Source organism: Veillonella sp. 3891, assembly GCF_003992315.1.
Lineage (GTDB): Bacteria > Bacillota > Negativicutes > Veillonellales > Veillonellaceae > F0422.
The window spans coordinates 64,991-86,813 of the sequence record NZ_RQVE01000008.1 but is presented as its reverse complement, the minus strand read 5'-3'; the positions used below and the strand labels follow the sequence as shown (position 1 = coordinate 86,813).

The 21,823-nt window shown below is 38.0% G+C and carries 18 protein-coding genes; 16 read left to right on the top strand and 2 right to left on the bottom strand.

From position 1 onward, the window contains the following. Positions 1–160: 160 nt before the first annotated feature. Both EO118_RS05720 and rarD read right to left on the bottom strand, forming a co-directional pair. Positions 161–1,855 carry a DUF438 domain-containing protein gene (locus EO118_RS05720; protein ID WP_127069041.1) on the bottom strand — a complete coding sequence of 565 codons (1,695 nt, stop codon included), beginning with the start codon at positions 1,853–1,855 and terminating at the stop codon, positions 161–163. A 455-nt stretch (positions 1,856–2,310) separates the two neighbouring features. Next, complete coding sequence (rarD, locus tag EO118_RS05715; protein ID WP_127069040.1) at positions 2,311–3,186, bottom strand: EamA family transporter RarD; 876 nt, start codon at positions 3,184–3,186, stop codon at positions 2,311–2,313. Positions 3,187–3,485: 299 nt separating this feature from the next. Between rarD and EO118_RS05710 the strand changes: the two genes are divergently transcribed. From EO118_RS05710 to EO118_RS05635, 16 genes are all read left to right on the top strand, one after another. Continuing rightward, positions 3,486–5,894 carry a TonB-dependent siderophore receptor gene (locus tag EO118_RS05710; RefSeq protein ID WP_206168267.1) on the top strand — a complete coding sequence of 803 codons (2,409 nt, stop codon included), beginning with the start codon at positions 3,486–3,488 and terminating at the stop codon, positions 5,892–5,894. A 52-nt stretch (positions 5,895–5,946) separates the two neighbouring features. Continuing rightward, complete coding sequence (locus EO118_RS05705; protein WP_127069039.1) at positions 5,947–6,978, top strand: ABC transporter substrate-binding protein; 1,032 nt, start codon at positions 5,947–5,949, stop codon at positions 6,976–6,978. Continuing rightward, complete coding sequence (locus EO118_RS05700; RefSeq protein ID WP_127069038.1) at positions 6,971–8,026, top strand: iron ABC transporter permease; 1,056 nt, start codon at positions 6,971–6,973, stop codon at positions 8,024–8,026. Before EO118_RS05705 ends, EO118_RS05700 begins: the two co-directional genes overlap by 8 nt. Continuing rightward, on the top strand, positions 8,026–8,796 hold the full coding sequence (locus EO118_RS05695) for an ABC transporter ATP-binding protein (protein ID WP_127069037.1): 771 nt from the start codon (positions 8,026–8,028) through the stop codon (positions 8,794–8,796). The genes EO118_RS05700 and EO118_RS05695 overlap by 1 nt, the downstream gene beginning before the upstream one ends. 98 nt (positions 8,797–8,894) lie before the next feature. After that, positions 8,895–9,509 (top strand): MotA/TolQ/ExbB proton channel family protein, encoded by a 615-nt coding sequence (locus EO118_RS05690; RefSeq protein WP_127069036.1) that lies wholly within the window; start codon positions 8,895–8,897, stop codon positions 9,507–9,509. Next, positions 9,499–9,903, top strand: a complete 405-nt coding sequence (locus tag EO118_RS05685) for a biopolymer transporter ExbD (RefSeq protein WP_062403271.1) — start codon at positions 9,499–9,501, stop codon at positions 9,901–9,903. The genes EO118_RS05690 and EO118_RS05685 overlap by 11 nt, the downstream gene beginning before the upstream one ends. A gap of 9 nt (positions 9,904–9,912) precedes the next feature. Then, positions 9,913–10,635 carry an energy transducer TonB gene (locus tag EO118_RS05680; RefSeq protein ID WP_127069035.1) on the top strand — a complete coding sequence of 241 codons (723 nt, stop codon included), beginning with the start codon at positions 9,913–9,915 and terminating at the stop codon, positions 10,633–10,635. 332 nt (positions 10,636–10,967) lie between these two features. Beyond that, the gene (locus EO118_RS05675) at positions 10,968–13,385 is read left to right on the top strand and encodes a TonB-dependent receptor (RefSeq protein ID WP_127069034.1); all 2,418 of its coding nucleotides are present in this window, start codon (positions 10,968–10,970) and stop codon (positions 13,383–13,385) included. 48 nt (positions 13,386–13,433) lie between these two features. Beyond that, complete coding sequence (locus tag EO118_RS05670; RefSeq protein ID WP_127069033.1) at positions 13,434–14,465, top strand: ABC transporter substrate-binding protein; 1,032 nt, start codon at positions 13,434–13,436, stop codon at positions 14,463–14,465. Between the two features lie 88 nt (positions 14,466–14,553). Then, complete coding sequence (locus EO118_RS05665; protein WP_127069032.1) at positions 14,554–15,876, top strand: MFS transporter; 1,323 nt, start codon at positions 14,554–14,556, stop codon at positions 15,874–15,876. A gap of 356 nt (positions 15,877–16,232) precedes the next feature. Then, entirely contained in the window at positions 16,233–17,450 is a 1,218-nt protein-coding gene (locus EO118_RS05660) for an ATP-binding protein (protein WP_127069045.1), read from the top strand. A 162-nt stretch (positions 17,451–17,612) separates the two neighbouring features. Then, on the top strand, positions 17,613–18,986 hold the full coding sequence (gene glmU / locus EO118_RS05655) for a bifunctional UDP-N-acetylglucosamine diphosphorylase/glucosamine-1-phosphate N-acetyltransferase GlmU (protein ID WP_127069031.1): 1,374 nt from the start codon (positions 17,613–17,615) through the stop codon (positions 18,984–18,986). 114 nt (positions 18,987–19,100) lie between these two features. After that, positions 19,101–20,054: a ribose-phosphate pyrophosphokinase gene (locus EO118_RS05650; RefSeq protein ID WP_127069030.1), complete on the top strand. Its 954-nt coding sequence runs from the start codon at positions 19,101–19,103 to the stop codon at positions 20,052–20,054. A gap of 1 nt (position 20,055) precedes the next feature. Then, entirely contained in the window at positions 20,056–20,634 is a 579-nt protein-coding gene (gene pth, locus EO118_RS05645; RefSeq protein WP_127069029.1) for an aminoacyl-tRNA hydrolase, read from the top strand. Between the two features lie 256 nt (positions 20,635–20,890). Next, entirely contained in the window at positions 20,891–21,079 is a 189-nt protein-coding gene (locus EO118_RS05640) for a hypothetical protein (protein WP_126939527.1), read from the top strand. Between the two features lie 312 nt (positions 21,080–21,391). Then, on the top strand, positions 21,392–21,589 hold the full coding sequence (locus EO118_RS05635) for a hypothetical protein (protein WP_127069028.1): 198 nt from the start codon (positions 21,392–21,394) through the stop codon (positions 21,587–21,589). Positions 21,590–21,823 lie beyond the last annotated feature (234 nt).

Sequence of the window (21,823 nt, the reverse complement as noted above, 5' to 3'; positions counted from 1 at the left end):
CGCAAATGCTTAAATTGGAAAACCCCATACGAGGTTTATCATTCAGTAGAGTTGCATTTGACTTGACAATTCAAGGTGTAAAATATATATTGGTAACGCTCGTAACACTGCATTGAGGAGATAAAAAAGAGGACTATCACTGATAGTCCTCAAATAGATATTATTGATTCTTATGCTTGAAAGCTAAGATTGCTTGGATTAATGTGTCTAATGACATTTCGCCACGTTCTGCCACCATGGACAAGGTAGCTTTATGTTTCATCAACTTAGCCAGTGGAGAGTTTAGCATTTTAAAGTTTGGATTGATATGAATCATGTGATCTTTTAGGCCAGGGATTACATCAAATAGGGGGAATAGTTTAGTATCACCAGTTAACCCTAGGTCATTTTCGTAGACTGTAGGTTGTGGTGCACTTTCTTGCACAGTACCTTCTTCAGTTGTGCTGGTAGGGCTATCTTCTTTGCGAATATTTTTGTAATCTATGTGTTCCACTGCATGGTATGCAGAATTAGAACCTTCCCAAATCAATTCTTTACGGGAACCACTTAAGCTACGAATATGTGTGCAATCTTGAACCATTTCCAATATACCCTTAAATTGGCCTTCTTCGTTGCGCACAGCGATATATTCGATATGGATGAATAGGTCAGGTTTGTTAATCCACATTTCAGCGTAATCTTGTCTGCCAGCTTTGAAAGAATCGATAATTTCTTGTACCAATGGTAAGCTTTTCTTTGGATGACAGTTTTGCACCACACGACCGATGATATTAGAACTACGAGGGAAGATGCGGTGCTTCGTATCATTGTAGAAACGAACTAAATCGTTTTCATCCACAAAGGTAATATCTACTGGCAAGAATTTAAAGATTAATTTAATTTGCTCAATCGTTAAAGCGCCAACAGCTAGGTCATGTGTTTGTTCAGGGCTTCCATTGATACCATATTTGCCTACTAATTGAGCTAACTCTTGTAACAAAGCGGTAGGGTTACCAGTAACACCTAATTGGGTGTTTTCATGATTTTCCACATCAGCATGATTATGTTGTGTTGTTACATGACCTGCATTGGCAGACACCTCTCCAAGGTTCTTAGGTTCCGCATCAGGGCGGCCTTTATAAAATGGAGGAGGGGCGATGAAAGCAAATCCAATTTCATGATCGCCTTGGCTCATAGTGATGAAGTCACTGTCCTGTAATAACTTCCAAGCTGTGGGAATCAATACTTCTTTTTCTTTGTTGTTAAGGTCATGGATAATATCGATGACATCCGCTTGTTTCGCTAAAAATTCAGATTCTTGCCCAGACTCTAGGAGTTGCTTACTTTCAGAGATAGCATCACGAACGGCGTCGTCGAAAGTCCACATGATTTTTGTAGGGCGGTCAAAACCATAACGTTCTAAAACAGGATATAATTGATTTTCTTTGCGAGCTAAATGGATGCGCCAAGTAGTGAGGGCATCATATACGCCAAGCCAAGGATTGAGGATGAAGTGAGGTGCTTGTAACAAAGTTTCCATTTCCGTTAACTGTTGTTCCATTGCGTTGATTTCATTTAGGTACACTGTTAATGGATGATGTTCAGGATATTCATTGTTCGCACGGATTAAAATACCATCGAATAATTCTAACAAGTCATCCATGCGATGGGTGATTTCTTCGTCAGTGTAAGAACCTTTTAATTGTTGTTCGCCGTAGGCAAATTCATCAGGCGTACAAGTGCCGATTTTTTCTTTCAATAATGTACGAGCCGTTTCCAAATCTAAGGTGCCACCGAGAAAGCGGTCTTTAATATCAATCATAACTTCCATTCTGTCATTGCCTGTAAGACCAAGGGCTTGTTTCATTGTATCCATGTGTGTATCCTTTCTGTGTTTACTATTAGTATAATTATTGGTATGGTATCATCATTTGCAGATACTTTTTGACTGAAAGCTGCTGAAAGAATGCATTCATTGCTGCTAGTGTAGATACCATGAGTCTAACGTGTTAAAGCATATGGGGCGGATTCTAATAGGAACCACACCTTTTGATAGTCTTAGTATACAGTAAATAAAAATAATTTTCAGTTGCTAGGGATACAGAATTGTAAAAGTTTTGTAGGAAAGAGAATGATTTGTAAGACGTTTTAGACTTAGGATATCATAAAAATACGTTAAAAACATTAGTACTATATAATATATTGGAAAAAGTAACGACAGGGTTATCTACATTTCCTCATGTGCATGTTGATGAGTATTTATATTTTTCATAATACGGAGGTTATGCTATGAAAACAGCCTGTGCGGAGAATGCACAGGCTGTTTTGTATTTATTTAGAGTAATTTGATACTGTATAGATTCCAAGGGCTACCCAAATGAAAGAAAAAGAAATCATTTTATTGGTATCGAAGCTTTCACCGAAATAAAAGATGGCGATAAGCAAAGCGATGGTGGGCGATAGGTATTGCAAAAATCCTAATAGATTAAGTGGCAACAATCGTGCACCATAAGTGAATAACACGAGAGGTGCCGATGTGGTTAGACCAGAGATTACGAATAGTGCAGCTGTATAGGAATCGTTTTGAAACGCTGTCCAAGAGCTAGCGTCGATGTATGTTGTGTATGCTAGTGCTAGGGGCGCTACGAGCCAAGCTTCAAAGGCAATACTTGTAAAAGGATGGATCAATAGTTTTTTCTTCACTAGACCATAGAGTCCAAAGGTTAAGGCAATTGCTAGGGCTAAGTCAGGGGTACTTCTCATTTGTAGAGAAATGAAGATGATGCCGATGGTAGCTAAGCCTACACTACACCACTGTGGGAAGGTTAGCTTTTCTTTGAAAACAAGTACCCCTAAGACTACATTGAGGAGCGGATTAATATAATATCCAAAGCTAGTATCCATCACACGATTGTTAGAGATGGCCCAAATGTATAATCCCCAATTACTAGATACGAAAATAGAAGCTAGAATCAATAAACCCAATTGGGATATATTTTGTTTTAAATGTATGCAGTCTTTCTTAAATTGTTGATAATTTAGTCCAATAGCCACAAAGGACATAAAGAGAGCAGACCATATAATGCGGTGAGCCAGTACGCTATAGGCTGATATATGGTGGAGAAGCCCCCAATAAATGGGTAAAAGTCCCCAAATAAAATAGCAGCTTAAAGCGGTGATGAGACCTTTTTTATTAGTTCGTTGCATAGATACCTCCTTCACTGTATTCAGTTATCATAGTACCACAGATTGCATACATATTCTATGGGAAATCATTATATGGGGTATAAATAAGAAGTCGAAAAGATACCAATACATCTAATGGGCATTAAAAATACAATATAGAACATAGAAAAAGCTAACTATGAAATTTAGTTATATTTGAAAAGCATATTGAAAAATGAAGATATCATGAAGTATAATTATAAACAGTGCTTTACTATGTAGTAAAGGCAATATAAATTTATCAATTCGTATGGGCGTACGAAATTTTTGGAGGTATATTCATGAAAATAACAAGGAAACGCGTCTCTGCAGCATTGTTAGCATGTGTAGCATTGACTACATTTAGTGGTGTACAAGCAGCATTTGATGAGCATTTGGACAACTACCAATTAGATACAAAGGTAGTGAAAGGTGATCGGTCTAAAGACCAATTTGGTAATACTGTAACAGAACAATCCTATTATCGTACAGGCGGTGACGTAAAAGTTATCACTCGTGATGAAATTGAAAAACGTCATTATTCTGATTTAACAGAAGCCATAAAACGTATTCCAGGTGTTACGTTCCAAAACCCAGGATATCGTGGTGGTGAATATGGATACCAATTCTTTAATAATGGGATCTCTATCAATGGTGACACTCGTGTTATCGTATTGGTTGATGGTCGCCGTGTAGATAATGCCACAAGTACACGTATTTCAGGTAAAACTGGGCGCGGTAGTAAATCTACAGGTGTTAATTTAGATCAAGTGACAAATATTAATGCAGTTGATAAAATTGAAGTGATCAAAGGACCGGGAGCTTCTGCGTATGGATCAGATGCTACTGGTGGAGTTATTAATATCATCACACGTAAAGGTGCAGAAGCCAATCAGGGTACGGTTGACTTATCGACCGGTTCTTGGAAGAAGCATGAGTATAATCTAACATACTCTGGAAGTGCAGGAAACGACAATTCTTTGCACTATTTTGTTGGGTTAAATCGTGTTAAATCTGGTGATACAAAATATCGTGATGGACATACAGGTGAAGTGGGAACATTAGGTGGCGCTCGTTTTGATGAAAGAGGGGCTAATGTTCGTATTGATAAGGATTTTAGTGATACAGAACGTTTAACAGTATCTATCAATCACAAACAGGGTAAGGATGGATATCCTATCTCCACTCCAAATTTAAAGTATTGGAATACTAAAGATTGGCATCGTATCATATTCTCAGCAGATGTTGGGTCATTAGATAAAGATGGAAAGTTGATTCCTGATTCTACAACATGGGGAAATGCGAATAATCCTGGGTATCATAACTTATTCGCCCTTGATGGACTAGCTTATAATTCTTATAGCAAATTTAAGAATAATGATGTAGATGTAAAGTATACATTTGATCGTCAGTCCGATATGGAAAGTTTTGTTCGATTCTATAGTCAACATCATAAATACTCTAGTACAGACACTTATTCCTGGCATTTACCTGAAATAGAAGATATTGGGGCTAAGTTCACTAAAGATTTTCCTGATGGTGTAAAAGATCCCGCTTTATTAGATGCATGGATTGCTAAAAATTTAGCACCATTCCCAGGGGATAGTAAAGAAGCTTTAGAAGAATGGGTTCAAAAAACTGGTGGTAAAGCGGCAGAGCCAACAAGCTATCAAAATGAAAAAACTCGTGGTGTGCAATTGCAGGTAGGGCGTTCTATTGGTAAACATGATTTACTTGCTAATGTAACTTATGATAAGGCATTTAATGATGCAGTAGCAAAACGCCAGGGTAAAGTTCAAAAAACTGTAACTAAACGTACTTCGTTATATGGATATGTACAAGATAAAATTCATGTGAATGATAATTTTGATATCACTCCAACACTCCGTTTTGTGAAATATGGAAATTATATTGTAAATGGAGAGCAATCTAAAGGTGGAGCTAGTCATGTAATTACTCCAGCTTTAAATCTACAATATAGTTTTGGCGATCATAATACTGTGTATGCGGGTTGGACGAAAGTAGTACGCCCATTACGTAGTGGAGATTATACAGCTACTTATGGTGAATTTAAAACACCATTGCATGATGAAAAAGGTAATGTATATACATTGGGTTACCAAAAAGAATTGAACAAAAAAACAGTAATAGGTGTAAACTATAGTTTAACAGATATGAGCAATGCTATTGCATCATTCCCAATTCGTGTAGGAAATGAGTTTGAAAGTACTGCAGTGAATGCAAAACAAAAGAAAACAGCCTTTAATATTACGATAGACCATAAAGTAAATCAACACTGGTCTTTGGGAGCAGCGTATAGTCATTTAAAAGATAAATGGGCTGTGAAACCGGGTTATATGGTAGATCCAAGTTGGGGCTATAACGATTCTGGTGATATTAACACAGGTATTAACAAATTGCGTCCGGCAAATCATTACACATTAAATGTAAACTATGATGCTGGTAAATTGTCATCTGGATTCTTAATGAACTATTATACTGGATCTAATACAGAAGCCTTTACATCTAAACGATTCTTGGTATTAGACTGGAATTTAAACTATGATGTAAATAAGGATTTAACTACCTATGTGGCAGTAACTAATTTAACAAATGAAGCTTACGAAACAACAAGTAATTCTAATTATGGACCAGGTAGTTCCGCAATGCCAGCACGACAAGCAATGATTGGTGCTAAATACAAATTCTAATAGTAATTCTAGAAGGAGCTACCTAGTGTAGCTCTTTCGTTTAGGTGAAAGAATGAAGAAAATATATATAACAGGCATTGTGGTGGCTCTACTAGGGGGATTGTATGGCGCACACTTGCATGGTATGGAAGAGTTCGTTCCGATGCCTGACTATGTGGAAAGTACCTCCATTGCTCATGACGTAGGACCACGTATAGTGAATCAGTTAACGAGTAAAGGAACTGATCGAGCTGTCACCTATGAAGGTGAGCCACGACGCATTATGGGAGTATGGCAAAGTTCTGTAGAAACATTGTTAGCCCTAGGTGTGGGGGAGCGTATCATCGCAGCCATCGGTGTGCCAGATAGTAAATATATTGCTCAAGAATATCGTGATGCATATGAAAAGATTCCCTATAAAAGTATGGAAATCCCCGATGTAGAAACTACCTTATTATGGGAACCAGACCTATTAGTAGGATGGTATTCCACCTTTCAGAAAAACAACTGGAAAAGTACGGATTTTTGGTCAGAGCGTGGGATTCATTCCTACATTTCTAGATCATCCTATAAAAACTCTAAGCGTACTGTAGAAGGAGAATACCAGTATATCCTTGATTTAGGGGCTGTTGTGAATCGACAAGAAAGGGCTAAAGAGTTGGTGAATCGTACAAAGCGTGCGGTGGCAGCGGCAAAAGCCTATGGGGAAGCACAGCATACAAAGGATACAGCGTTAATAATAGAGCAATCAGGGCGTCAATATCGAGTATACGACAAAGAAACATTGGCAGGGAACATGTTAGAAGAAATAGGAGGACATCTTATTTCTGAAACGGGGCAGACCATTAATGCAGAGGAGTTAATTCAGTTAAATCCATCTGTTATATTCTTAGTGCTCATAGAGGATGATTATGATCGACAAGATGAACTCATAGACAATCTATATAAGAATCCTACATTACAACATGTGGATGCCATACGTAATCATCGAGTATATGGAGTTCCCCTATTTATGGTGTATAGCGCAGGTACACGAATCCATGATGGATTGAATCTTATGATTCACGGATTGTATCCTAATTTTAACGGAGGTATTCATGAGTAATCGAACACATACATTAACGGTAGTAGGGGTAGGTCTCGTACTTATCGCCTTACTAGTGGCAGGGATGGCATGGTCCTTGTTTTTGGGGACAGTCCATATTCCAGCCCAAACATTATGGCAAGTCGTAGCTTCTAAATTTGTGGACTCCATTGTCATTGACGATCCACGACAAGGCGCTTTGAATGATATTGTATGGACGTTGCGGATGCCACGTGTCATCCTGGCAGCTTTGGTGGGTGCGGGACTCGCTGTGAGTGGTGTCATTATGCAAGCTATTGTAAAAAATCCTTTAGCAGATCCATATATTTTGGGTATTTCTTCGGGTGCCTCAACAGGGGCCACTGTGGCTATCCTAATGGGTGTAGGCATTGCGTTTGGTGAAGAATATGTAGGTATTATGGCTTTTATCGGTGCTATGGTAATTTCCTTCGGCGTTCTTATTATTGCTAATATGGGTGGTCGAGCTAATGCGATTAAATTGTTGTTAGCCGGGATGGCATTGAGCGCCGTTTGCAGTGCTTTTACGAGTATTATCGTATATTTCGCGAAGGATAAAGAAGGGATTCAAAACGTAGCTTTCTGGATGATGGGTAGTCTAGCAGGGGCTAATTGGGATTTGATTGGTATTATGCTATTTGTTATTCTATTGCCAATTGTATTCTTCTGGTTCCAAACCCGCATTTTGAACTTGATGTTACTAGGTGATGAAGTAGCTATCACATTAGGGGTAGACTTACACAGATATCGTCAATTATACCTTGTAATGAGTTCGATTATGATAGGCTTCGCCGTATATGCAGCAGGTATTATTGGATTCGTTGGGTTGCTGATTCCTCATATTGTACGTCAAGCCTTAGGCACAAATCATAAAGGTTTAATTCCTATCTCTGCATTAGGAGGCGCTTTATTACTTGTGGTAGCAGATACACTCAGTAGAACGATTATTCCTCATACGGAATTACCGATTGGTATTTTAATTTCTGTTATCGGTGCGCCAGCTTTTGTATACTTAATGATTAAGCAAACCTATGCGTTCGGAGGTAATTAATGAATTTACAAGTAGAACAAGTTGCCTTTGGCATTGGACAAACGCAAATCTTACAAGGTATAGATTTAAAAGTGCAAGACCGTGAAATTGTCGGACTAATAGGCCCTAACGGTAGTGGTAAAAGTACACTGTTAAAGTGTATCTATCGTACATTGCATCCCAATGCAGGGCGCATTGAGCTGAATGGACGATCCTTAGATGAACTTTCATTCCGTGAAAGTGCCTTACAAATGGCAGTAGTGGCGCAACATAATCAATACCAATTTGACTTTTCAGTGATGGATATTGTTCTTATGGGACGTATGCCACATAAAAAATTACTTGAAGGCGATTCTTCAGAAGACTATACTATAGCTAGACGAGCCTTAGCACAGGTGGGGATGGACCATATGGAAATACGGAATTTCTTGAGCCTTTCAGGAGGAGAACAACAACGTGTGATCTTGGCCAGAGCTTTAACGCAAGAAAGCCCATGTTTGATTTTGGATGAACCAACGAATCATTTGGATATAAAGTACCAATTGGAAATGTTGGAAATCGTTCGTGATGCGGGTGTAACTGTATTGATGGCTGTTCATGATTTAAACTTGGCATCCCAATTCTGTCATCGTCTAGTTGCCCTAGAAAAGGGACGAGTGGTTGGCACAGGTACGCCGAAAGAGTTGCTGACACCAGAGTTCATTCAAAACTTATATGGTGTACATAGTCGCATCGTAGAAGGTCCGACAGAAGATTCTATTCATATTATTTTTACGGAAACGGTAAAATAAGTATTCTAGACCTAATTCAAAATAGTGGTAACATGTTAAGTTAGGGCTAGGAATTGCATACACTATGTGAACAGTAATTATCTATAAGGAGGTATCACATGGAATTATTTGAATTATTTATTAAGGGTGGATATGTTATGTATCCATTGTTACTTTGTTCTTTCATTGCTGTGATTATTTTCGTAGAACGTTTGCGTTTCTATCGCTCTATGTTAGATGATGTAAATGCATTGCGTGAAACGATTATCCCACTAGTACAACAAAGCAATTGGAAGGCTTTACAAGCTTTAAAAGAAATTAACAAAGGTATGGCTACGCATGTCATTGCAGAAGCAGCTCGTGGCGGTAACAACAAAGAGCAACAAGAAAAACTATTGGAAGCAGCAGCGATTAGTGAATCTGCAAAATTACGACAATATTTGAACTACATTGAATCTATCGTTACCATGGCTCCATTATTAGGCTTGTTGGGTACTGTAACTGGTATGATTGGTTCTTTCAGCGTATTATCTATTTCTGAAGGTCAACCATTTGCCATTACTGGCGGTGTAGGGGAAGCCTTGATTGCTACAGCGACCGGTTTGATTGTAGCCATTATTGCTTTAATTTTGCATACATATCTAGTACAACAACAAGATATTTTGATTAGTCAAATTGAAGATGCAAGTGCTATGTATATGGCGGAATTGGCAGGTGACAACCATGCGGCTTAGATCCTTACGGACTACGTCTAAACCGAAACTCATGATTATTCCAATGATTGATATTATTTTCTTTTTATTGGTGTTTTTCATGATGAGTATGTTGACGATGGTCGTACAAAAATCTGTGCCTATTCAATTACCACAAGCGGTGGCATCGAAAGTGGACTTGCAACGTAAAATCCCAATCACTGTGACTAGTAATGGACAAATTTATGTGGAAGCGCAGCCAGTGACACTAGACCAAATGATTCGCTATTTGCAAGCAGAAAAAGCAAAGGGCGATGACATGGTCGTTATCTTGCGTGGTGATGCGAAGGCAGAATATGGCGCATTTGTTACTGTCTTAGACACATTGAAACAAATGGGTATTGTTAAAGTATCCATTGCGACAGATAGTAAATAAGGAGGTACTATGGATAGACGATGGCGTATACCCGCAGTGATATCCGGACTGACAAATATAGGTCTTGTAGTACTTCTAGGCGTATTGGGTCATATCCAAACACCGACACCAGAATCGGATGAAATTGTAGAGGTGCAGTTGGTTCATGAGGATAAAGGTAGTGCAGGGGAACCGAGTGCAGGACCAGCGATTACGGCACCCCATACTGAAAAACGTGAAATTCCACCACCGATTACGAATTTAGCCGATGCAGAAGCAATCTTGGAACAAGTGAAAGCCGAGGTAGCGGTACCGAAGACAGTGGCCATTGTAGCACCAACATCAGCACTTTCAGAAAATTCTGGAGGCGGTGGCGAGGGTACGGACACCGGTGATAGAAATGGAAATGGTAATGGTAATGGTAATGGAAACAGTGACGGAAACGGAAATGGAGCAGATGGTAATGACGATGGAGTGATTGTTGATGCTGGCAGCCTATCACTTGTAAATGATGTAGAAGCACCGTACCCTCCTAAAATGCTCCGCCAAGGTAAAACAGGCACTGTGGTTGTTCAATTGGTAGTAGAAAAAGATGGTTCCGTTAGCTCTGTGGATGTTATTGGCGGAAGCGGACAACCTGAATTTGAACAAGCAGTGATGCGCGTGGCGTATCAATGGACCTTTGTGCCAGCCACACGAAACGGACGACCAGTTCGAGCCTATGCAACGAGAACCTACCGGTTTGCATTATAAAATTAAATAGATACGTTTATGCGTTACCATAAATGAAGTATATAGCGCCATATGGTTCTTAATAGATGTAATACATTAAGAATGATATGGCGTTTTTATAAAATATATCATGATATAAGTACGTATTGATATGGGATATCAATGGTAATACTACATATCGTTAGTTCTGAGAAGATAAAAATAACATAGTATAATGCTAGAAAATAAAAACTTTCATAATAAAAACTTGAATTTTAACGTATTGTAGAGTTATACTTGATATGAAACCTTATAAGAATAAGGGGTGTTTTATATTTCGTAGGGCGTACGGAATAATTAAGGGAGGTATATTCATGAAATTTACAAAAAAAGGGGTGTCAGCAGCTTTGCTGGCTTGCGTAGCACTTACCACATTTAGTGGAGTACAAGCGGCATTTGATGAGCATCTAGATAAGTATCAATTAGACCCTAAAGTCGTGAAGGGAGACCGTTCAAAGGATCAATTTGGTAATACTGTAACGGAACAATCCTATTATCGTACAGGTGGTGATGTGAAAGTTATTACTCGGGAAGAGATTGAAAAACGTCACTATACTGATTTAAGTGAAGCCATTAAACGTGTTCCCGGCGTAGCCATCCAAAGTCCCGGATATCGTGGTGGAGAATATGGATATAATTCACATAATAATAGTTTGACTATTAATGGCGATGCTCGAGTGATTATTCTTGTAGATGGTCGTCGTGTAGATAATTTAACCAGTGAAAATATTGGCTCTTTGAATGAAAATGGTAGCAAAAGTACTGGAGTAAATTTAGATCAAGTCATCAATATGAATGCTGTTGATAAAATTGAAGTTATCAAAGGACCTGGAGCTTCCGCATATGGTTCAGATGCTACAGGTGGCGTCATTAATATTTTGACTCGTAAAGGAGTTGAAGGTGGTGGACAGGCTACATTAGATGTTTCAACAGGTAGCTGGAAGCAGCATAAATATGACTTCACCTACTTGGGGAGTGCGGGTAATGATAACTCCTTACATTATTTTGTTGGTCTAAATAAAATTACCTCTGGCGACACAAAGTTTGTGGATGGATATACAGGTAAATCTGCTACACTTGGTGGGTCTGAGTTTAAAGAAAAAGGCGCTAACGTACGCATCGATAAGGATTTTGATGAGAACCATCGTTTGAGTATTTCTTATACACATAAGCAAGGTAAAGATGGGTATCCTGTATCAACACCTAATTTACAATATTGGAACCAAAATGACTGGAATCGTATTATATTTGCTATAGGTGTGGGTAAATTGGATGATCAAGGCAAATTAATGATTAATCCGAACACAGGAAAATCTTACTACCTAAGAGGTGAGAACGTTATTCCGGGATTCCGTAATCTATTTGGACTACACGGAATAGCCTTTAGTTCGTATAATAAATTCCAAAATAATGACCTAGATATAAAATATACTTTTGATCGTCAAGGAGATATGGAAAGCTTCGTAAGATTATATAATCAAAATCATAAATATTTAGGATCTATGTTAGGTACATGGGCGCTGCCAGGTAGTATAGAGCAATTTCAAGCAGACTTTCCAGATGGTGTTAAGGATAAAGAGACCTTAAACAAGTGGATTAGTAAACACCTAGCTCCGTTTCCAGGAGGCAGTAAAGAGGCACTCGAAGAATGGGTGGCAAAAGTTGGAGGAAAAGCACCAGCTCCTACTTCCTATCAAAGTGAGAGAAATAGAGGAGTTCAATTACAAGTTACTCGCTCATTAGGAAAACATGATGTGATTGGTAATATTACCTATGATAAAGCGGCAAACTATCATATTAGCAATGGCGAAAAAGGTCATCGAGAAACCTTTGTAAAACGTAATTCTATTTATGGATATGTACAAGATAAAATTCATGTTACTGATCGCTTTGATATTACGCCAGCACTTCGTTTTGCTAAGTATACAGATTTTACAACGGAAGCAAAAGAATCTCAAGGAGGCTCTACACATGTCATGACACCGGCATTAAATCTACAATATCGGTTTGCTGATAATAGTACGGTATATGCAGGCTGGTCTCGTGTGTTACGTCCGTTACATGCCAGTGATTATCAAGCAGTATATGGAGATAATAATACTCCATTACAAGATGAGAAGGGAAATATATATACATTAGGGTATCAAAAAGAATTTGGCAAAAACACTACATTTGGTGCTCACTATAGTGTGATGAATATGTCTAATTCTATCGCAATAGTTCCTTTTGTAAGTGAAGAAGATGAAGAATATGCAGTAAATGCAAAACAAAAAAGAACATCTTTTAATGTTACTTTAGACCATAAGTTAAATGACCATTGGAATATTGGTTTAGCCTATAGCCATTTAAAAGATGTTTGGTCTGCAAAACATGGTTATACTACTAAAGAAGGTTGGAGTTTTAATGATCCAGCAGATATTAACTCTGGTATTAATAATTTACGACCAGCTAATCATTATACGTTAAATTTAAACTACGATAGTGATAAATTTTCTTCTGGTCTATTGATGAATTACTATACTGGTGCTAATACAGTAGGATTTACTTCTAAACGATTCTTTGTAATAGATTGGAATGCAAATTACAATATCACTAAAGATATAACCACATATTTAGCAATTACAAATTTGACAAATGAAGCCTATGAAACAATGTCAGATTCTTATTTTGGTGCAGGTGGAGCTGCAATGCCAGGACGACAAGTTATGGTGGGTGCTAAATATAACTTCTAATTATCGTAAAAGAGCTACAATTTGTAGCTCTTTTATTTAGGAGATAGAATGAAAAAAATATATATTTTGCTACTTAGTAGTGTCATTTTGGTTAGTGTATATACGGCATATTTACAAGGAATAAACCAACTTATTCCCATGCCCAGTTATGTTGTTACTACTGAAAGAAGTAGTAAGACAAGTCCTCGTATTGTACATCAATTGACAAGCAAAATTACTTACCAAGATATAGCCTATGATGATGAAAGTTATCGAATTATGGCAGTTTGGCAAAATTCAGTAGAAACTTTATTGGCATTAGGTATGGGAGATAGAATCATTGCAGCTATTGGAGTGCCTGATAGCAAATATATTGCGAAAGAGTATCGTGCAGAGTATGAAAAAATTCCTTATAAAAGTATGCAAGTTCCAGATGTGGAAAGTACTTTGCTATGGGAGCCTGACTTAATAGTAGGTTGGTATACTACATTTCAAAATGATAGATTAAAAAGTACTGATTTTTGGATGAGCAGAGGAGTTCATGCGTATATAGCAAGTTCATCAGCGGAGTCTTCTTTAGCTACTGTAGAGGGAGAATACCAATATATTTTAGATTTAGGAAATGTGGTCAATCGTGAAGAGAAGGCCGAAGAGATTGTTAATCGTATACAGAAGTATGTGAAAGCAGCTAAAGAATATGGAGAAACGCATCCTACACAGGATACAGTGATGATTATGGAACCGGCAGGGCGACAGTTTGGTGTGTATGATGACGATACACTTGGTGGGAAAATGATAGAAGAGATTGGTGGTAATTTATTGGGCGACGTTGGGGAAACCATCAATATAGAAGAATTGATTGATTTAAATCCTTCTGTCATATTTGTAGTGTTACAAGAAGATGATTATGAACATCAAGATGAGATTATACAACGTTTATATGATAACCTAGCCTTGCAACATGTGGATGCTATTCGTAACCATAGAGTGTATGGGATTCCTTTGTTTATGGTCTATAGTGCGGGGGTCCGCATATATGATGGATTAGATATTATGATTCGTGGTTTGTATCCAAACTTTGAAAGTAAAGACTATATATAAATGCATTTTTACGTTTATAAACTACTAGCCTATCATCTAAAAAAGGTATATACTATGCCATAGTGTACATTGTAAAGGAGGCATTAGAATGGAACAAGTTAGTCAAGAGGTAAAAAGTCGTTTTTTACGCTTGCAAATGAATTCTCTGATTGGTGTATGGATTGGATATGCAGCTTACTACTTAGTGCGCAGTAACTTTAATTTAGCGTTGCCTTATTTATCTGGTGAACTAGATTTAAGTAAAACGCAATTAGGGTTATTGTCTAGCTGTTTGTTGATTACATACGGACTTAGCAAAGGATTCATGTCTGTGTTGGCAGATAAAGCAAATCCGAAGTATTTTATGGCTATCGGTTTGACTTTATGTGTAATCTTGAATGTATTGATGGGATTTACTACACATTATTCCTTATTCATCGGACTCGTTATTTTATTAGGTTTATTCCAAGGAATGGGCGTTGGACCGTCAATTATTACAGTAGGATATTGGTTCCCTAGATCACAACGTGGTCGTGCTAGTACAATTTGGAATATGTCCCACAACTTAGGTGGTGGCATTGTGGCTCCTATCGTGGGTGTAGCCATTGGTTATTTAGGAACAGAGCATTGGCGCCTTGGCACATTTGCAGTACCAGCTATATTAGCTGCCATTTGCGTGCTATTAGTCTTGTATTTTGTTCGTAAACGTCCAACAGAAGAAGGGTTACCAACGGTAGAGGAAGTATTCCAAGAGGAAGCAGCAGGACAAAAATCTGCTAAAATGGCAGCAGGTAAACCAGAGAACATGAACGCATTCCAAGTGTTCTATAACTTTGTGTTTAAAAACCCAAACTCTTGGTATTTGGTGTTGATCGACGTATTCGTATACATGGTCCGCTTTGGTATGATTACATGGATTCCTTTATACTTACTGAAAGTGAAAGGATTTACGAAAACAGAGATGAGTGTAGCCTATATGTTATTTGAATGGGCGGCTATTCCATCTACTATCTTGGCAGGTTATTTGGTAGATAAATACTTCAAAGGACGCATCATGCAATTACCAATCTATTGCTTAGTGGTCATCTTTGCTTGCGTGATTGGATATATGAACTCTGATAGTATTTTATGGGCTACTGTATTTGCTTGTATCACTGGATGCTTGATTTATATTCCACAATCTATGATTCCTGTACAAGCCATGGAAGTGATTCCAACCTTTGCTCTAGGATCTGCCGTAGGCTTGCGTGGTTTCATGAGCTACCTTGTGGGAAGTTCCTTAGGAACAACACTCTTTGGTTTTGTTGTAGACCATTGGGGCTGGGACATGGGCTTCTACACATTATTAGTGGGCGTAGTTCTTTGTATGTTCTCTTGCTACTTATCCAACAGAGGGGTACAAAAAATCTATGCGGCTGCTGATAAAGCCTAGACAGATGAAACAATACTGATAAAAGAATAGGCGCTAGTAGAATGTGCTAGTGAAAGTTACAAAGGAGAGCCTCAGTAGGGGGCTTTCCTTTGTTGTATTTATGGTAGTAGTGTAGATACTCGGAGTATGCACAATATGAACGTATATAGACTTATGTTATAGATGATACTAGAATGAAATAATATTCTATAACATACAGTAGTATAAGAATGAATAGAATTTGTCACAGACTCCATAAAAATGTTAAAATAAATAAAAAAGTTACATTCTAATCCGTAAAATAATAAAGCATAGGGTATAATATGTTATAGAATCCACAAAACAATAAAAATCTATAATATAAAGGAGGGAACATGATGAAATTAATTGAACGCAAACAGTATTTAGATTTTCTACGCAATCATCGGTACACGGATGCCATCATAGTAGTATCTGGTATTCGCCGTTGTGGCAAGTCTACGCTCTTTCAGTTGTATAAGGAAGAGTTGTTAGCCCAAGGTGTTCAGCCGGAGCAGATTGTAAGCATTAATTTTGAAGATTTAGAGTATGAGCATTTGCAAGAGTATCGTAAGTTGTACCAATACATTTTAGAACGGCTTATACTGAATCAAGAGATGTATATATTTCTTGATGAAATACAACACGTACCTAACTTTGAAAAAGTGGTGGACAGTTTGTATATCAAAGATAAGGTGAAGGTATACATCACTGGATCTAATGCGTATTTTATGTCTTCTGAAATGGCTACTTTATTGTCGGGGCGTTATGTGCAGTTAGATATGTTACCTCTTTCATTCAAAGAATTTTGTGAGGCTCATGGAAACGATGAGCACCAATTATTAGAGGAATTGTATCAAAAATATATTCAATATAGTTCCTTCCCGGGCACTTTAACGTTAGGGGATAATCTACCTATGATCTTAGATTATTTACAAGGCATATTTAACACCATTGTGTTGAAAGATATCATTACTCGGAGTAAAATTGGAGATCCTCAATTATTGGAAAGTGTAGCTAGATATTTGTTTGCCAATATTGGAAGTCTTATTAATCCTACAAAGATTAAGAATTCTCTTATCAGTGCAGGACGTAAAGTGGATGGTAGAACCATTGAACGCTATCTGAGTGGTCTAAAAGATGCTTTACTCATGTATCAAGTGAATCGCTATGATGTGCGAGGAAAAGAAGTATTACAACTAAACGCTAAGTATTATGCAGCGGATGTAGCATTAAAACAATTCTTGTTATCCAATCGTGGCGAAGATACAGGTCATATCTTAGAAAACATCGTGTTTTTAGAACTGATCCGTCGAGGATACAAGGTGTATGTAGGTCATCTACAAAAAGGTGAAATCGACTTTATCGCACAAAAGCACGGTACCATAGAATATTACCAAGTAAGCCAAAGTGTACTAGATCCTCATACGTTAGAACGAGAACTTAAACCGTTAAAACAAATACAAGATCATTATCCTAAGTTCTTATTAACCTTCGATGTGATTAATAAGAATGCAAGCTATAATGGGATTCAACAAAAACATGTATTAGAATGGTTATTAGACACACCATCGTAAGATGACAAGGGCAGATAATCAGACCAATGTATACCATCCTAGTGTGTATCACAGTTACATGTTAGGCGATACATACTATAATTAACAGTCGAAAAATCTCCCACAATATGGTATGCTAATTTATATATAATTATTATTCAATAACAATAAAGGTGGATGCATATGAATGAATTAGTAGGTTTGATTTTGGCGGCCGGTAAAGGGACACGCATGAAATCTAAACTTCCGAAAGTATTGCACAAAGTAGCTGGTAAAGCTATGGTGGAACGTGTATTAGAAGCGGCTCAATCTGTCGGGGCTAAGCGCAATGTGGTCATCGTTGGTTTTGGCGGTGGCGATGTGAAAGCCTATTTAGGGGACCGTGTGGAATACGTTACTCAATTAGAACAAAAAGGCACAGGTCATGCGGTACAACAAGCAGAATCTGTGCTGGGTAACCATGATGGATTGATTTTATTGTTATGCGGTGACACGCCATTGGTCACGCAACAAACATTAGAGCAATTGTTGGCGCACCATAAAGAAACAGGGGCAGCAGCTACAGTGTTAACGGCTTATATGGATAATCCATATGGGTATGGTCGAATCATTCGCAATGAAACTAAATCCGTAGAACGCATTGTAGAAGAAAAAGATGGCACATTGGATGAATTAAAAGTGCATGAAGTGAACACGGGGATGTACATTTTTGATTCCAAAGAATTATGGCCTTGTTTAGAGCAACTTTCAGATGACAATGCGCAAGGAGAGCTATATATTACAGATGTGGTGAGCATCCTTGTACAAGCAGGCAAAACGGTGAGCGCATACATGACTATGGATAGCGACGAATCTCTAGGAGTTAATAGCCGCTTGCAATTGGCACAAGCAGAATTGATTTTGCGAAATCGCACAAACTTAGCTTTGATGGAAGCCGGTGTTACCTTGGTGGATCCACATAGTACCTACATTGCTCCAGAAGTGGTGGTGGGGCCAGATACGATCATCTATCCAAATACAACCTTAGAAGGCAATACGGTGGTGGGTACGAATAATATTTTGGGCCCTAACACACGTCTGTCCAATGTGACAGTAGGCGATAATAACCACATCCATGATTCCTACGCCCACGATTGTGAAATTAAAAATGATACAGTCATCGGTCCATTCGTTCATTTGCGCCCAGATACAGTATTGTCAGACAAGGTGAAAATCGGCAATTTCGTAGAAGTGAAAAATAGCGTGGTTGGAGTAGGCACAAAACTTCCACACTTGTCCTATATTGGCGATAGTGATGTAGGATCCAAGGTAAATATCGGTTGTGGTACCATTACTGTCAACTATGATGGTAAAAAGAAACATCGTACAACCATTGAAGATGGCGTATTTGTAGGTTGTAATTCCAACTTAGTGGCACCTGTCACAATTGGTAGTGAAAGTTATGTAGCTGCTGGCTCTACGATTACGAAGGATGTGCCAAGCCGTGGATTGGCATTTGGACGGGCTCGCCAAGTGGTAAAAGAGAACTGGGTTACAGAGGATACTTTCAAAAAGTAAAAATGTACGGAAATTTCATAAAATTGTTTACACAAAATTGAGAAAATGAAGTACAATATATAGAGAGCCTTTGTGCATCAAATTGTAAGTCAATTGTTTTAGAGGAGTAATGACATGGCATTAGAAGATGGTAAACGACTCAAAGTTTTTACAGGTAATGCAAATCCCGCATTAGCCAAAGAAATCTGTGATTATTTGGACCTCCCATTAGGGGAAGCATTTGTGGGACGCTTCAACAATGGGGAAGTACAAGTCATGATTGATGAAAGTGTACGTGGTAAAGACGTATTTATCGTGCAACCTACTAGCTATCCAGTGAATGATAATGTAGTGGAATTGTTCATCATGGCAGATGCATTAAAACGTGCATCCGCTCGTCATATCACAGCCGTTGTACCATATTATGGATATGCTCGCCAAGATAGAAAAACTCGTGGTAGAGAACCAATTACAGCAAAATTGATGGCAGACTTATTACAAACTGCTGGTGTTACTCGCCTTGTAACCGTAGACCTTCATGCAGGTCAGATTCAAGGTTTCTTTGATGTGCCAGTAGACCATTTAATGGGTGCGTCTATCATTGCAAACTATATTAATGAAAAGAAAATGGAAGATGTCATCGTTGTATCTCCAGACCTTGGTGGCGTAACACGTGCCCGTGATTTAGCGGACCGCATTGGTGCACCAATTGCGATTATCGAGAAAAAACGCCCACAACCAGGCGTAGCAAAAGTAATGAATTTAATTGGTGATGTAAAAGGTAAAAACTGTATCATCATCGATGACATTGTAGATACTGCTGGGTCTCTTGTGGAAGGAGCAAAAGCATTGCAAGAATTTGGTGCAAAATCTGTAACCGCTTGTGTCACACATGCAGTATTGACAGATCCAGCTTGTGAACGCATTGCAAACTCCAATATTAAAGAGTTGATTGTCACAAATACAATCGATATTCCTGAAGAACGTCGCCTACCAAATATTACAGTATTGTCCGTGGCTCCATTATTAGGAGAAGCGATTTTGCGTATTTTTCAAGAAGAGTCTGTAAGCTCTTTGTTCGATAAATAAGATGAAATTAATCGTTGGACTTGGAAATCCAGGCAGGGACTATGAGGGAACTCGTCATAATATCGGTTTTATGGTAGTAGATGCTATAGCCGATGGGATAAGTCATACACCTTGGAGAGAAGATTATAAGGCAGAAATTTGCTCCTGTACCATAGAGGGTGAAAAAGTGTTATTGGTGAAACCACAAACATTTATGAACCTTAGTGGTGAATCGGTGGGACCACTGATGCGATATTATAAGCTCACACCTGAAGATGTGTATGTCATATATGATGATATGGATTTGCCGGTAGGCAAATTACGGATTCGACCAAATGGCAGTGCAGGTGGTCATAATGGCATTAAGTCTATGATTAGTCATTTAGGAACGGATGGATTTCCACATTTTCGCTTTGGCATTGGTAGGCCTTTGCCAGAATGGACAGTGGTAGACCATGTATTATCTCGGTTCCCTGAAGACCAACAAGACACAGTGCAAAAAGGGATTAAGGCTATGGTAAAAGCAGTCCTTGGCTGTGTAGAAGTAGGTATTGATAAAGGAATGAATTTATACAACCCTAAAAAAGGTCGTCCTCGTTAAGAATAGTAAAAAACCAAAATAGAGCACCTGTTCTATTTTGGTTTTTATTATGCATATATCGTGTATATCAGGGTAGTTTTGATCAACTATTGTATTACTTTTGATTTGTTGGCATAATTCAATCAAATAAATTCACTATATATGTTTTTTCATCTTGAAATTATGAAAATAAAAGTATATACTAAGTTTAGAGCAGTATAATTAGTATTTAATGTGAATCGTCTTTATTTTTACTTATTGTGAGGGAGGCATTATCATGAAAGGTAATAATTGGGGCGGCAAGCGGGCTGGTGCAGGTCGCAAAAAATCCTTATTTGAACGTAAAGGACGTACTTTCCGTTTGACTGATGCTGAATTTCTTGAAGTCAAACCATTAGTAGATGCAGTACGACGTCGTACTGAGGAAGCTATGTTAGCTACATTAGCAACTAAAAATAAAAAATAGTTGTACGTTCTTAATACTACTGAGTTTAATTAGCTAAGCGCTTTTGATTACAAGTTAGTATGGAAAATCGACTCCTTTTGGGGTCGATTTTTTTTAATTCTATAGAACTACTTGACAATATCGAAAGATATCGTTATAATACTACCTAACATAGCAAAGTAGACTGATGCTAGGATAAGATAGGTATACGAATGGATGCTTACAGTGTACACACTTATGACGGTTTATGAGCTATGGTGGTTCAACCCGACCACAGAAGGATCCAATTTTGGAAATGAATTCAAATAATTACTACACAAATGGAGGTTAGCAATGAGCTTAATTAAAAGTTTATCCAACCGCTTGTCTGTGCTAGGATATAGTGGTTACGAAATTACACAAATTATCAATAGTGCAACGGGCGGTCAAGACATTAATGCGTTGACTGGTCAAGATTTACACCATGTGGCAAACACAATGGAACACTATGTAAAAGCAGGTGCCCAATACGTTGCGGAATATAGTAAATAATCAGAAACTGCTACAGTTTGTAAGAACTTACAAATTGTAGCAGTTTTTTTATAGTATCCTGTATATAAAATATATTGATATCAATATGTGTGTATACTTATGTCATATCATAGAGGAATAGAAATCTATGCTAAAGGTGATGGAATTAGTTGAATGGATGTACAGAGTAGGGTAGAATACTAGATAGAGTATTTAGAACTATAAGCTTAATGATATTGTGAAAGAATCAATAGT